Here is a 13,823-nt window from a genome sequence, read left to right as displayed (position 1 = left end):
TTTGAGCAGGGACTCCGCCGCTGTTATCTGAACGGGGTGCCCTTGACCGTTCTGCCGCAGTGCGGAACACCCTTGCGGAAGGTCCGCGCCGGAGACATCTCCGGGGCGGAGACCGCCCGACGGTTTCCGGAAACGGGAACCGGACCTGACCGGCGGTGATACGCCGGCCGGCGGACGGAACGGGGGGGGGCAGCATGCTGATCATCCGCCGCACCGGTTTCCGGCGTCGCCCGCCGGTCTGACCGGACCGCAGGCGACCCTGTTCCCGGCGACAATGAAGAGTCGAGCCTCCATGTCCCGCCAGACGACCCTGAAAGCCCCGATCAACTGCACCGGCACCGGCCTGCATTCCGGCCAGCGGGTGAACATGACCCTGGCGCCCGCCCCGGCCGGCACCGGCATCGTGTTCCGCCGCACGGATCTGGTCGCCCGGGGAGCGACGGACGAGCAGGCGACCATCCCGGCGCGCTGGGACCAGGTGGTCGATACCCGCCTCTGCACGGTCGTCGGCAACGCCTACGGCGCCCAGGTCGGCACGGTCGAGCATCTGATGTCGGCGCTGCGCGGCTGCGGCATCGACAATCTGCGGGTCGATCTGGACGGCCCGGAAGTGCCGATCATGGACGGCAGCGCGGCCCCCTTCGTCTTCCTGGTGGAGTGCGCCGGCCGCGCCGTCCAGACCGCCCCGCGCCGCCACCTGCGCATCCTGCGCGAGGTGCGGGTGGAGGCCGGCGACAAGTCCGTTGCCCTGATGCCCGCCCCGGTCAGCAGCTTCCGCGTCGAGATCGACTTCAGCACCGCCGCCATCCGCCGGCAGGAGGGCGCGCTGCGCCTGGGCATCGGTGAGGATGACCGCACCTTCAAGGCGGAGGTCGCCCGCGCCCGCACCTTCGGCTTCCTGCACGAGGTGGACATGATGCGCAAGGCCGGGCTGGCGCGCGGCGGCTCGCTGGAGAACGCCGTCGTCATCGACGGCGACCGCATCGTCAACGAGGGCGGGCTGCGCTACGGGGACGAGTTCGTCCGCCACAAGATCCTGGACGCGGTGGGCGACCTCTACATGGCCGGCGCTCCGATCATCGGCCATTTCCACGGTGTCCGGCCGGGCCACGAGATGAACAACCGCCTGCTGCGCGCCCTGTTCGCGGATGTCGGCGCCTTCCGCTGGGAAGAGACGGCACCGGCCCGCACGCTCTGGACCGACGAGGACGAGCCGCTGGCCGCCATCGCCTGATCCCGCCCGCGCGGCTTCCCTGCGCGGCCTGTCCTTCCCCTGCCCGACCCCTCCCAGCACCGCCGGGGCGGCCCCGCCGCTCCGGCGATGCCATGATTGCGCCCCGGTCCGGCGGCATGCTCCCGGCTGCCCGCCGGTGGCCCGCAGGTGGTTCGTGCCCCGCAGTTGCCGCTTGGCGGCAGGCCAAGTCCGCGTGCTATAAGTCCCCGTCCCTTGCTTCCAGGCAGCCGCTGAAGATGTCGTTGTCGATCCGCTTCGCCCGCCTCCGTCCCCGCCTCCTCGCGGCGTCGGCCTCACTCCTGCTGCTGGCGGCCTGCGCCGGCGAGAAGGAGGTGATCCCGTATATCGAGCGCCCGGTGGAGCAGATCTATACCGAGGCGGCGAACGCGCTGGACAACGAGAACTATCTGAAGGCGGCCGCCCTGTTCGACGAGGTGGAGCGGCAGCACCCCTATTCGCAGTGGGCCGTGCGGGCGCAGCTCATGGCGGCCTACGCGCATTACGAGGCGCTGCGCTACGACGACGCCATCACCACGCTGGACCGCTTCATCTCTCTGCATCCCGGCAACCGCAACGCCGCCTACGCCTATTACCTGAAGGCGCTCTGCTACTACGAGCAGATCTCCGACGTGCGCCGCGACCAGAGCATGACGGAAAGCGCGCTGACCGCCCTGCAGGACGTGGCCCGCCGCTTCCCCGCCACCACCTATGCCCGCGACGCCAACCTGAAGCTGGACCTGACCCGCGACCACCTGGCCGGCAAGGACATGGAGGTCGGCCGCTACTATCTGGTCACCGGGCAGTACATGGCCGCGATCAAGCGGTTCCGCCGGGTCGTGGACAAGTATCAGACCACCAGCCATGTGCCGGAGGCGCTGCACCGCCTGACCGAAGCCTATCTGGCCCTGGGCATCGTGGACGAGGCACAGGCCTCCGCCGCGCTGCTGGGCCATAACTACCCGGGCAGCGACTGGTATCAGCGCACCTATACCCTGATGACGGACAGCCGCCCCGCGGCGGAGCGCGGCTTCTTCAGCCGCGCCTGGGACTGGATGTTCTGATGACCGCCCTGCCCGCAGCCGTCCCGGCCGGCGGGCCGGGCCTCCGCTGACCCGGACCATGCTGGTCACCCTCTCGATCCGCGATGTCGTCCTGATCGACCGTCTGACCCTGGCCTTCCGTCCGGGGCTGTGCGTGCTGACCGGCGAGACCGGGGCCGGCAAGTCGATCCTGCTGGACGCGCTGGGGCTGGCGCTGGGCGCCCGCGGCGACAGCGCGCTGGTCCGCCACGGGGCGGAGCAGGCCGCCGTCACCGCCGAATTCGACCTCTCCGGCCATCCCGACCACCCCGCCTTGGGCATCCTGCGCGAGCAGGAGCTGGAGGCGGAGGACACGCTGGTGCTGCGCCGGACCGTCAGCGCCGACGGCCGCTCCCGCGCCTTCGTCAACGACCAGCCGGTGGGCGTCACCCTGCTGCGCCGGCTGGGAGAGACGCTGGTGGAGGTCCACGGCCAGTTCGACACGCACGGCCTGCTGGACCCGCGCACCCATCTGGGGCTGCTGGACGAGTATGCCGGCCTGGGCGATGCCGCCCGGGCCACGGCCGGCGCCTGGCGCGACTGGCGGCAGGCCGACCAGGCCCGCCAGCAGGCGGCCGAGGACGCCGCCCGCGCCCGCGCCGAGGAGGAGTATCTCCGCCACGCCGTGGCCGAGCTGGACAGCCTGGACCCGCGCGAGGGGGAAGAGGCGGAGCTGGCGGAGAAGCGGGTCACCCTGCAACACCGCGAAAGGCTGATCGAGGCGATCAACGGCGCCCATGCGGAGCTGTCCGGCGACCGCGGGGCGGAGCGCGGGCTGGCCGCGTCGCTGCGCCTGCTGGCCCGCATCGCCGACAAGGCCGGCGGCCGGCTGGACCCGGTCATCCAGGTGCTGGACGAGGCCGCGGCGGAGGTGGCGGAGGCCGCCCGCGCGCTCCAGGCGCTCTCCGCCGACATCGACCTGGACGGCGGCAGCCTGGAGACGATCGAGGAGCGCCTGTTCGCCCTGCGCGCCGCCGCCCGCAAGCACTCGGTGGAGGTGGACGGCCTTGCCGGGCTGCGGGCGGAGATGGCGCGGCGGCTGGCGCTGATCGAGGATCAGGGCGACCTGCTGCAGCGCCTCGCCAAACAGGCGGAGGATGCCAGGACCCGCTTCGCCGCCGCGGCGCGCGAACTGTCCGCCGCCCGCGCCAAGGCGGCCGGCCGGCTGGACCGGGCGGTGGCGGCGGAGCTGGCTCCCCTGAAGCTGGAGAAGGCCCGCTTCGTCACCCGCGTGGCCCCGACCGAGGAGGCGGCCTGGGGGCCGCACGGCATCGACGATGTCAGCTTCACCGTGGCGACCAACCCCGGCGCGCCGCCGGGACCGCTGGCAAAGATCGCCTCGGGCGGCGAGCTGGCGCGCTTCATGCTGGCGCTGAAGGTGGTGCTGGCCCAGCTCGGCACCGTGCCGACGCTCGTCTTCGACGAGGTGGACACCGGCATCGGCGGGGCCGTGGCCGACGCCGTGGGCGAGCGGCTGGCCCGGCTGGGCCGCGCGCTCCAGGTGCTGGTGGTCACCCACAGCCCGCAGGTGGCGGCCCGCGGCGGGCATCACTGGCAGGTGCGCAAGAAGGCCGCCGCCGGCCGCACCGTGACGGAGGTCGCGGCCCTGGACGCGGCGCAGCGGCGGGAGGAGATCGCCCGCATGCTCTCCGGCGCCGAGGTGACGGATGCCGCCCGCGCCGCCGCGGACAGCCTGCTGGCCAAGGCGTGACCCCACCCGGCGACGCGCCGCCGGTGGCGGGGAGCGCCGGGCCGGAAGCCGCGCCCCTGATCCTGACGCTGGCCTTCGACGACCGCTCCTTCGCCCGCTTCGAGGCGCTGCGCCGGGCGCACTTCCCGCCGGAGCGCAACCTGATCCCCGCGCACCTGACCCTTTTCCACCATCTGCCGGGACCGCAGCTCCCCGTCATCCTGGCCGATCTGCGCCGGACCTGCCGGGACGCGGCGCCGTTCCCCCTGGCGGTGACGGGCCTGCGCCCGCTGGGCCGCGGTGTCGCCCTCACCCTGGCCGCCCCCGACCTGGCCCGGCTGCGCGAGCGGCTGGCCGCCCTCTGGTCGGAGTGGCTGATCCCGCAGGACCGGCAGGCGCACCGGCCGCACGTCACCATCCAGAACAAGGTCGAGCCCGCCGCGGCCAAGGCCCTGCTGGCGGACCTTTCCGCCGGGTTCTCGCCCTGGACGGCGCGGGCCGAGGGGCTGCTGCTCTGGCGCTACCACGGCGGCCCGTGGGAACGGCTGGCACGGCTGCCCTTCACCGCCCGGCGGTCATGACTTGAAGCGCCGGTCGGTGTAGAAGTCGGCGACCCCGACGCCCCGGCGTCGCGCTCCCCTCCCCCACCCCGCCGGCACGCCCATGTCCGACCTGTCCGACACCCGCCATATCCCGGTCGAGACCCTGACCCTGGACCAGGCCGCGGCCGAGCACGCCGCCCTGGTACGGGAGATCGCGCACCACCGGGCGCTCTACTACGGCAAGGACGCGCCGGAGATCGCGGATTCCGCCTACGACGCGCTGGAGCACCGGCTGGCCGGGCTGGAGGCGCGCTTCCCCGAGCTGGTCACCCCCGACAGCCCGACCCAGACCGTGGGGGCCGCCCCGTCCGCCGGCTTCGGCAAGGTGCGCCACCGCGTGCCCATGCTGTCGCTGGACAACGCCTTCACGGCCGAGGACGTGGACGGCTTCGTCGAGCAGATCGCCCGCTTCCTGAACCTGAAGGAGGTGGACGGGCTGGAGTTCGTGGCCGAACCGAAGATCGACGGGCTGTCGCTCTCCCTGCGCTACGAGAACGGGGCGCTGGCGCAGGCCGCCACCCGCGGCGACGGCGCGGAAGGGGAGGATGTCACCGCGAACGTCCGCACCATCCGCGAGATCCCCGACCGGCTCCCCGCGGGCGCGCCGAGCGTGCTGGAGGTGCGCGGCGAGGTCTACATGGTCCGGGAGGAGTTCTTCGCGCTGAACCGCCGGCAGGCGGAGGCGGGCGAGAAGGTCTTCGCCAACCCGCGCAACGCCGCCGCCGGCAGCCTGCGCCAGCTCGACCCCTCGGTCACGGCGAAGCGGCCGCTCTGCTTCTTCGCCTACAGTTGGGGGGACCTGTCGGAGCCGCTGGGCGCGACCCAGTGGGAGGCGTTGCAGCGGCTGAAGGCCCTGGGCTTCCGCGTCCCGGCGCAGAGCCGGCTCTGCCGCAGCAAGGCCGAGCTGCTGGACTACTATGCCGGGATCGGCGCCGGCCGGGCCGCCCTGCCCTTCGACATCGACGGCGTGGTCTACAAGGTCAACCGGCTGGACCTGCAGGAGCGGCTGGGCTTCCGCACCCGCACGCCGCGCTGGGCCACGGCGCACAAGTTCCCGGCGGAACGGGCGCAGACCCTGCTGCGCGCCATCACCATCCAGGTCGGCCGCACCGGCGCGCTGACCCCGGTAGCGGAACTGGAGCCGGTCACGGTGGGCGGCGTCGTCGTCAGCCGCGCCACCCTGCACAACGCCGACGAGATCGCACGCAAGGACATCCGCGTGGGCGACACGGTGGTGGTGCAGCGCGCCGGCGATGTCATCCCGCAGGTGGTGGAGGTGGTGACCGAGCGCCGCCCGGCCGACAGCGCGCCCTTCGTCTTCCCCGACCACTGCCCCGAATGCGGCAGCGCCGCCGTGCGGGAGGAGGACGGGGCGGTGAGCCGCTGCACCGGCGGACTGGTCTGCCCCGCCCAGGCGGTGGAGCGGCTGCGCCATTTCGTGTCGCGCAACGCCTTCGACATCGAGGGGCTGGGGATCGAGCGCATCCAGCTCTTCTACGACCAGGACCGCATCCGCAGCCCGGCCGACATCTTCACCCTGGAGCGGCGGGAGGCGCAGCGGCTGGACCGGCTGGTGGCCATGACCGGGTTCGGCCGCAAGTCGGTGGAGAACCTGTTCCGCGCCATCGACGCCCGCCGCCGCATCCCGCTGGACCGCTTCATCTTCGCGCTGGGCATCCGGCAGGTCGGGGAGGCGACGGCGAAGCTGCTGGCGCGGACCTACCGCAGCGTCGGCCCCTGGACGGAGCGCATGGCCGCCGCCGCCGCCGAGCGCAGCGCCAACCCCGACGAGGCGAAGAAGCCCGAACTGGTGGGCGAGGCCTATGCCGAGCTGTGCGCCATCGAACAGATCGGCATGAGCGTGGCGGACGACATCTGCGCCTTCTTCGCCGAACCCCACAACCGCGACGCCCTGGACGCCCTGCTGAAGGAGCTGGAGGCGGTGGAGGACCATGTGCCGCCGCCGCGGGCCGACGGCAGCCCCGTGGCCGGGAAGACGGTGGTCTTCACCGGCACGCTGGAGACCATGGGCCGCAGCGAGGCGAAGGCGCGGGCCGAGGCCCTGGGCGCCAAGGTCGCGGGCTCCGTCAGCGGCAAGACGGACTACGTGGTCGTCGGAGCGGATGCCGGCTCCAAGGCGGCGAAGGCGCGCGAACTGGGTCTCACGATCCTGACCGAGCAGGAATGGCTGGATCTCATCAGCCAGCCGGGCGGGGTGTAGGCGGGGCGGCGGGGTCGGGCTGGCGGGACCATCCGTTGGGGAATTCCGCCACCCGGTGACGGATCCCGCCACCGACGGATGGAATGTCCCCGGACTTTCCGTGGCTTTCCGGACCGGCACGGCGCTTGCTTTGAGAGGGGAAGTCCATCGCTACGAGGCTTTCCCCATGTTGCGTTCCCTGCTCGCCGCCACGGCTCTCGCCGCCGTCAGTTTCCCCGCCCTGGCCTTCGGGCCGCAGGACTACACGGCCCGCGGCGTCACCGTGGACGGGGTGGTCGGCACCCTGGATGTGACCGTCACTCCGGGGTCGGGCCCCGTCACCGTCGCCATCAGCGGCCCGCAGGCGCGGATCGACCGGGTCCGCGTGCGCCAGGACGGCGACCGCGTGGTGCTGGAGCAGGACAACAGCGACCGCCGCACCTGGCGCGATTCCGACCGCGACCTCTGGATCGCCGTGAAGGTGACGCTGCCGGCGGGCAGCGGTCTGTCCGTGGAGGATTTCATCGGCGAGGGCCGCGTGGGCGACCTGCGCGGTCCGCTGGCCGTGGAGGACATGACCTCCGGCACCCTGACGGTCGGCGACGTGACGACGGCCAGCCTGGACGTCAGCGGCAGCGGCGACATCACCGTCGGCGCCATCTCCGGCGATCTGGCGGTGGACATCAACGGCTCGGGCAAGGTGAAGACGGGCGCCGCCGCCGGGGCCGTGACGCTGGAGATTGACGGGTCCGGTGATATCGAGATCGCCAGCGTCTCCGGCCCCGTCGCGGCCGAGATCAACGGCTCGGGCGACATCGCCCTGCGCGGCGGCCGGGCCGACCCGCTGTCCGTCTCCATTTCCGGTTCGGGCGACCTGACCCTGGACGGCACGGCCGGCAGCCAGTCCATCCGCCAGTCCGGCTCCGGCAAGGTCACCATCACCGGCAGGCGCTGAGGAGGCCCGGCATGTTCCGCCCTGATCCATCCAGCCCGGCCCCTTCCCGCCCCGCCCGGGGCCGGCGCACCGCCGCGGCGGCGGCCCTGTTGACCGCCCTCCTCTTTCCCCTGCCCGCCGCCCTGGCCGCCCCGCAGGAGTTCGACGCCCGCGCCTTCCGCATTGAGGACCTGATCGGCGACGTGACCGTGACGGTGGCGACCGGCACGGGCCGCGTCGGCGTCACTCTCGACGGGCCGTCCGATATGGTGGACCGGACCAGCGTCATCCTGCGCAACGGCGAGGTGGTGGTTGACCAGAACCTCGACGGGGTGAGCCGGCGCAATGTGGACCATGACGACACCGTCAGGATCCAGGTCAGCGTGCCGGCCGGCAGCGCCGTCACCATCGGCAACCTGATCGGGGAGGCCCGCATCGGGGACCTGGACGGGCCGCTGACCCTGGCCCTGACCTCGGCCGCGGAGGTGGAGGCGGGCCGCGTCGCCCGCGCCGACCTGCGCATCTCCGGCGCCGGGGCTGTCACCGTGGGCGACGTGGCCGGCCCCCTGAAGCTCACCATCAGCGGGGCGGGCGCCGTCACAACCGGCGCTGTCGCGGGGGCGGTCGACGTCAGCATCAGCGGCGCGGGCCATGTGGACATCGCCGCGGTTTCCGGTCCCGTCAGCATCGACATGAGCGGCATGGCCGACGTCGCCGTCCGCGGCGGCCATACCCCGCGGCTGGAGGCCAGCATCAGCGGCCTGGGCAGCCTGTCCTTCGACGGGGTGGCGGACAGCCGCTCGGTCCGCAATTCCGGCATCGCCTCGGTCCGCATCCGCGACGACAGCGGCCGCTGATCCCCGGTCAGGCGGCGCGGGCAGACCCGGTTGCGTTGCCGGCAAGGGGGCCTGGGGAGAGGGCCAGGGAAGAGGGCCAGGGGAGAGGGCAAGCGGCGGCCGGGTCGCCCGCGCCCGTCCGACGGGCTCTCCCGCGCCGGTCGTATCGCTCACCACGAAACACCTGTCGTCCCGGCCCTGTTGACCTGCACATGAACACCATGCGGCCGGAGCCGGTCGGGAGAGCACTGCCCGGGTGGCGCCGGCGGCGTCCGCTTCCTATCTTGTCGCCGGGCCGACCGGCCGATGCGATCCCCCGACGCCGAAGGAGCTGGGCATGAAGTACCTCCACACCATGGTCCGCGTGACGGACCTGGAGGAATCACTGGATTTCTACTGCACCAAGCTGGGGCTGAAGGAAGTCCGCCGCATGGAGAACGAGAAAGGCCGCTTCACCCTGGTCTATCTCGGCGCCGACGAGAATCCCGAAGCGCAGGTCGAACTGACCTACAACTGGGACCCGGAGGTCTATACCGGCGGCCGCAACTTCGGCCATCTGGCCTTCGCGGTGGATGATATCTACGCCACCTGCCAGCGGCTCATGGACATGGGCGTCACGATCAACCGGCCGCCGCGCGACGGCTACATGGCCTTCATCCGCTCGCCGGACAACATCTCCGTGGAGCTGTTGCAGAAGGGCGGTGCGCTGGAGCCGCGGGAGCCCTGGGCCAGCATGCCGAACACCGGCACCTGGTGAGCCGCGGCCGCCGGTCAGCCCGGCGGGCGGCGTGCAAATCGTCGCGGGCGGCGTGCCGGTCCGGTGCGCCGCCCGTTGCCGTTCCTGGACACCGCGGGGAACACGACAGGAGGAACGGATGGATGTGGACGGCGGCGTGAGCGGCGAGGTGATGTGGTTCCTGGCGATGCTGCTGGCCGTCTTCGCGGTGGCGGCCATCGTCATCGTCGTGGCGCAGCGCCGGACCCGCCGCACGGCGGTGGCGGCGATGCCGGGCCGGGCCGCGGACGAACGGCCCCGTTGATCGCGCCGGCCCCGCGCCCTATCCCTTCCGGGAGGGGGAGGACGGGGCCATGACGCTGGTGCTGCTGCTGGGGATCGCGGGTCTGGTTCTGGCGGGGGCGCTCTGGCTGCTGAGCCAGCCGGCGCAGCCGTCCGACGACGACATCCTGGCCCGGTTCGACGCCATCGACGGCTTCACCGTCACGGAGCGCCATGCCCATGACGGCTCCGGCCTCGCCGCGGACGAGACGCGCGGCCGGATCGCCGTGCTGGGCAAGGGCCGGCCGCAGATGGTGCTGCTGGGTCCGCGCGATCTGGGCGCCTGGCACTACCTGCCGAAGGACGGAGCGTTCGAGATGGAGCTGACCTCCCGCCGCCACCCGCAGCCCTTCATCGTGAGCTTCCGCCGCTCGGCCACGGCAGACGAGTGGATCAAGATCCTGAAGAAGACGGCCGAAGGGCGCTGACGCTCAGGCCGGGACGGGCACGTCCATGTTGTCCAGCAGGCGCGTGGTCCCCAGCCGGGCCGTGCAGATCACCCGCGCCGGCCGGTCCAGCCGCAGCAGCGGCTCCAGGCTGGCGGCATCCACGACGGCCAGATAGTCCACGGCGTCGAAGCCGGCCTCCAGCAGTGCCGCGCGCGCGCGGGACTCCGTCTCGGCCACCGCACCGGGCTCGGCCGCCAGCCGCGCCACCACGCTGCGCAGGGTGCGGTTCAGCGCTGCCGCGACCGCCCGCTGCGCCGACGTCAGATAGGCGTTGCGGGAGGAAAGCGCGAGCCCGTCCGCCTCCCGCACCGTCGGCACGCCCTCGATCCGCACCGGAATGTCCAGGTCCGCCACCAGCCGCCGGATGACCTGGAGCTGCTGGTAGTCCTTCTCCCCGAAGCAGGCCACGTCGGGCAGGGCCTGGAGCAGCAGTTTCGTCACCACCGTCGCCACGCCGCGGAAATGGCCGGGCCGGAACTCCCCCTCCCAGCGGCGGGACAGGGCCTCGACCTCCACGGCCGTGGCGAAGCCGGGCGGGTACATGGCGGCGACATCGGGCGCGAACAGCAGATCGCAGCCGGCAGACGCCAGCTTCGCCGCGTCGCCCGCCTCGTCCCGCGGATAGCGGGCGAAATCCTCGTTCGGGCCGAACTGGGCGGGGTTGACGAAGACGGAGGCGACGACCCGGTCGGCCAGATCGCGCGCCCGCCGCACCAGGGTCAGGTGGCCGTCGTGCAGGGCGCCCATGGTGGGCACCAGCGCGACCCGCAGACCCTCGCGCCGCCAGAGGGCGATGCGGGCACGGAGGTCGGAGACGCTGCGGACGGTGTCGAGCGGGGGATGATCGGGCGTCTGGCTCATGGCGGCGATGTAGGACGGCGCGGCAGCGGGCGCAACCTCAATCCGCCAGCCGCGCCTTGATCAACCGCAGCACGGTGCCCAGCACCGGCAGGCGCTCGTAGAGCTGTTCCGCTGCATCCCAGTGATCGACGTGGCTGACGGCGCGGCCGGCATGGTCGAAGCGCACCTCCGACATGCCCTCGATGCTCCAGGGCCGCGGGCCGCGGCTGCGGAAGGTAAGGGTCCAGCGCAGGTACGCCGTCTGCCCGCTGATGGCATGGTCGCGCACGATGAAGCGCGGGCTGTCCACCCGCTGGAACATGCGGCCGAACACCAGCTTCAGCCGGTCGCGGCTGCGGAACTCGTTGAACGGGTCCTTGAAGTGGATGTCCGGCACGGCCAGCCGGTCCAGCCGGTCCAGCGTGTCGGGGGTCAGCGCCTCGAAGTAGCGGACATAGGCGTCGAGCGCCGCTTCCACCGGCACAGGCTCGGCCATGCGCTCAGCCCCCCTTCGGCATCGCCCGCCGGGCGAGCGCGAAATAGGCCGGATACGGCAGGCAGCGCAGCCGTTGCAGCAGGAAGGTGAAGCGGCGCGGGAAGGTGATCTCGAACCTGTCGCCCTTCATCTCCGTCACCATCCGTTCCGCCGCGTCCTCGACCGGCATCAGGAAGGGCATGGGGAAGTCGTTCCTGTCCGTCAAGGGAGTCCTGATGAAGCCGGGATTGACGAGCTGGGTCTTAAGGCCGAACCGCTCGACATCCATCTTCAGCGACTCGGTCAGGTTGATCAACGCCGCCTTGCTGGAGCCATAGGCCAGCGACCGCGGCAGGCCGCGGTAGCCGGCCACGCTGGAGACGACGACCAGATGCCCGCGGCGGCGCGCGATCATCGCCGGCAGCACCGCCTCCAGGCAGTGGACGGTGCCCATCACGTTCAGCTCGTGCGTGGCGCGGAACGCCGCCGCGTCCAGGCTGGCGGCGGAATCGGGCTGATAGGTCCCGGCGTTCAGCACGGCCAGCGCGATCTCCCCGTGCTGTGCCCGGATCTCCGCCACGGCGCGGCCGACCGCGTCGCGGTCGGTCACGTCCAGGGCCAGCGGCACGATGCGGCCGGGTTTCGGCGCCCGGTCCGCGATGGCCGTCAGCACCGCGGCCCGCCGGGCACTGATGACGACGGTCCAGCCCTCCCGGGCCAGCCGCAGCGCGACATGCTCGCCGATGCCGCTGGACGCGCCGGTGACCCAGGCGACCCCGTCGCCCGGCCGGGGGGTGTAGGGGCTGTTCATGCGTCTTTCTCCAGAAGGGAGGGCTGCACGGGAGACGCCGCGGCGGACGGCGGATCGGATGGCGGATCGGATGGCGGGCCGGATGCGGACCCGAGCCCGGCCAGGAAGCGGGCGGCATCGGCCCGCACCGCGTCCCGCGTGGCCGGGGCCATGCGGTCCAGCGTCCGGTAGATCATGGCCATGCGGGGGTTGCCCTGCAACCGTTCCCGCTGGTCCATCAGAAAGGTCCAGTAAAGGAAATTTAACGGGCAGGCATCGGCCCCCGTGGTCCGGCGCACATCGAAACGGCAGCGCCCGCAGTAGTCCGACATGCGGTCGATGTATTTCCCGCTGGCGGCATAGGGCTTGGACGCCATGACGCCCCCGTCCGCGTGCAGCACCATCCCGTGGACATTGGGCAGTTCCACCCAGTCGAAGGCATCGGCGTAGACGGCCAGATACCACTCCTCCACCTGTCGCGGCGCCAGTCCCGCCAGCAGCGCGAAGTTGCCGGTCACCATCAGGCGCTGGATGTGGTGGGCATAGGCCTCCCGCCGGGTCTGGCCGATGACCTCGCGCAGGCAGGTCATCGGCGTCTCCCCCGTCCAGAAGAAGGGGGGCAGGTCGCGCACGGCCCCCAGCGCGTTCGTCTCCGCATAGTCCGGCATGCGCAGCCAGTAGAGCCCGCGGACATATTCGCGCCAGCCCAGGATCTGGCGGATGAACCCCTCCGCTGCGTTCAGCGGTACCCGGCCGGCGCGGTATTCCGCCTCCACCCGGCGGCAGACGGCGCGGGGGTCCAGCAGGCCGATGTTCAGGTAGGGGGAGATGACGGCATGGAACAGCGTGTCCTGCCCCGCCGCCATGGCGTCCTGGTAGTCGCCGAAGTGCCTCAGGGCGTGGCGCACGAAATGCTCGAAGGCGGCCTCCGCCCCGGCGGCCGTGACGGCGAAGCGGAACGGCTCCAGCTCCCCGAACCTCTCCGCGAAGCGCGCCCGCACCAGGGCCAACACCTCTGCCGTCAGGGCGTCGGGCCGGACGTCGAAGCGGGGCGGCGGCTCCAGCCCCCGCGGCAGCGGCTTGCGGTTGTCGGTGTCGTAGTTCCAGGCCCCACCCTCCGGTTCCCCGTCGGGTGTCAGCAACAGGCCCGTCTCCCGCCGCATCTCGCGGTAGAAGAACTCCATGCGGAGCTGCCGACGGCCCGCCGCCCAGGCACGGAAACGGCGCGGCGGGCAGAAGAAGCGGTCGTCGTCGCGGATCTCCACCGGCACGCCCGCTGCGGCCTCCCAGCCCTTCATGTCCGTCCAGACGCGCCACTCGCCGGGGAAGGTCACGACCACGCGGTCGGGCCGGTGCCGCTCCACCGCGCGCAGCAGCTCGCCGCGGAAGCTGCCGCTGTTCCCCGGATCGTCCAGCCGGACATGGTCCACCCGCACGCCGTCGGCCCGCAGCGCCGCGGAGAAGTGGCGCATCGCCGCCAGGATCAGGGCGATCTTCTTCGGATGGTGGGGGACGTACTCCGTCTCCGCCGCCACCTCGGCCAGCAGCACGGTGTCGGCAGCGGGATCCAGCCCGCGCAGGGAAGAGATGCCCCGGCTGAGCTGGTCACCGAGGACGAAGCGGAGGGTGCCGGGCAT

14 protein-coding genes are annotated in these 13,823 nt (G+C 72.3%); 10 read left to right on the top strand and 4 right to left on the bottom strand.

Annotated elements, in window-relative coordinates:
* The first annotated feature begins 292 nt into the window (after positions 1–292).
* The 10 genes from lpxC to RC1_RS02810 all read left to right on the top strand — a co-directional run bounded on the left by lpxC (position 293) and on the right by RC1_RS02810 (position 10,060).
* The gene (lpxC, locus tag RC1_RS02850) at positions 293–1,234 is read left to right on the top strand and encodes a UDP-3-O-acyl-N-acetylglucosamine deacetylase (RefSeq protein WP_012565833.1); all 942 of its coding nucleotides are present in this window, start codon (positions 293–295) and stop codon (positions 1,232–1,234) included.
* A gap of 236 nt (positions 1,235–1,470) precedes the next feature.
* Entirely contained in the window at positions 1,471–2,295 is an 825-nt protein-coding gene (locus tag RC1_RS02845) for an outer membrane protein assembly factor BamD (RefSeq protein ID WP_012565832.1), read from the top strand.
* 58 nt (positions 2,296–2,353) lie between these two features.
* Positions 2,354–4,024 carry a DNA repair protein RecN gene (recN, locus tag RC1_RS02840; protein WP_012565831.1) on the top strand — a complete coding sequence of 557 codons (1,671 nt, stop codon included), beginning with the start codon at positions 2,354–2,356 and terminating at the stop codon, positions 4,022–4,024.
* Positions 4,021–4,584 carry a 2'-5' RNA ligase family protein gene (locus RC1_RS02835; RefSeq protein ID WP_041785100.1) on the top strand — a complete coding sequence of 188 codons (564 nt, stop codon included), beginning with the start codon at positions 4,021–4,023 and terminating at the stop codon, positions 4,582–4,584. Before recN ends, RC1_RS02835 begins: the two co-directional genes overlap by 4 nt.
* An 82-nt stretch (positions 4,585–4,666) precedes the next feature.
* Positions 4,667–6,826 carry an NAD-dependent DNA ligase LigA gene (gene ligA / locus RC1_RS02830; protein ID WP_012565829.1) on the top strand — a complete coding sequence of 720 codons (2,160 nt, stop codon included), beginning with the start codon at positions 4,667–4,669 and terminating at the stop codon, positions 6,824–6,826.
* A gap of 166 nt (positions 6,827–6,992) precedes the next feature.
* A complete protein-coding gene (locus RC1_RS02825) occupies positions 6,993–7,760 on the top strand; it encodes a GIN domain-containing protein (protein ID WP_012565828.1) in 768 nt (255 codons plus the stop codon).
* Positions 7,761–7,771: 11 nt separating this feature from the next.
* On the top strand, positions 7,772–8,596 hold the full coding sequence (locus RC1_RS02820) for a GIN domain-containing protein (RefSeq protein ID WP_012565827.1): 825 nt from the start codon (positions 7,772–7,774) through the stop codon (positions 8,594–8,596).
* A gap of 316 nt (positions 8,597–8,912) precedes the next feature.
* Positions 8,913–9,332: a VOC family protein gene (locus tag RC1_RS02815; RefSeq protein ID WP_012565826.1), complete on the top strand. Its 420-nt coding sequence runs from the start codon at positions 8,913–8,915 to the stop codon at positions 9,330–9,332.
* A gap of 118 nt (positions 9,333–9,450) precedes the next feature.
* Positions 9,451–9,615 (top strand): hypothetical protein, encoded by a 165-nt coding sequence (locus RC1_RS21655; RefSeq protein ID WP_012565825.1) that lies wholly within the window; start codon positions 9,451–9,453, stop codon positions 9,613–9,615.
* A gap of 49 nt (positions 9,616–9,664) precedes the next feature.
* Entirely contained in the window at positions 9,665–10,060 is a 396-nt protein-coding gene (locus RC1_RS02810; protein WP_012565824.1) for a hypothetical protein, read from the top strand.
* A gap of 3 nt (positions 10,061–10,063) precedes the next feature.
* Here the strand turns inward: RC1_RS02810 and panC are convergent, their stop codons facing one another.
* Genes panC through RC1_RS02790 form a run of 4 tightly spaced genes read right to left on the bottom strand, consistent with a single transcriptional unit; the run spans position 10,064 to position 13,823 of the window.
* The gene (gene panC, locus RC1_RS02805) at positions 10,064–10,942 is read right to left on the bottom strand and encodes a pantoate--beta-alanine ligase (RefSeq protein WP_012565823.1); all 879 of its coding nucleotides are present in this window, start codon (positions 10,940–10,942) and stop codon (positions 10,064–10,066) included.
* A gap of 37 nt (positions 10,943–10,979) precedes the next feature.
* Positions 10,980–11,417: a nuclear transport factor 2 family protein gene (locus tag RC1_RS02800; protein ID WP_012565822.1), complete on the bottom strand. Its 438-nt coding sequence runs from the start codon at positions 11,415–11,417 to the stop codon at positions 10,980–10,982.
* A gap of 4 nt (positions 11,418–11,421) precedes the next feature.
* Positions 11,422–12,207: an SDR family NAD(P)-dependent oxidoreductase gene (locus RC1_RS02795; protein WP_012565821.1), complete on the bottom strand. Its 786-nt coding sequence runs from the start codon at positions 12,205–12,207 to the stop codon at positions 11,422–11,424.
* Positions 12,204–13,823 (bottom strand): cryptochrome/photolyase family protein, encoded by a 1,620-nt coding sequence (locus RC1_RS02790; RefSeq protein ID WP_012565820.1) that lies wholly within the window; start codon positions 13,821–13,823, stop codon positions 12,204–12,206. The genes RC1_RS02795 and RC1_RS02790 overlap by 4 nt, the downstream gene beginning before the upstream one ends.

Origin of the sequence: Rhodospirillum centenum SW, from assembly GCF_000016185.1 — a bacterium.
Taxonomy (GTDB): domain Bacteria; phylum Pseudomonadota; class Alphaproteobacteria; order Azospirillales; family Azospirillaceae; genus Rhodocista; species Rhodocista centena.
Note: the sequence above shows the minus strand (reverse complement) of the source record. Positions and strands in the feature narration are given on the sequence as shown.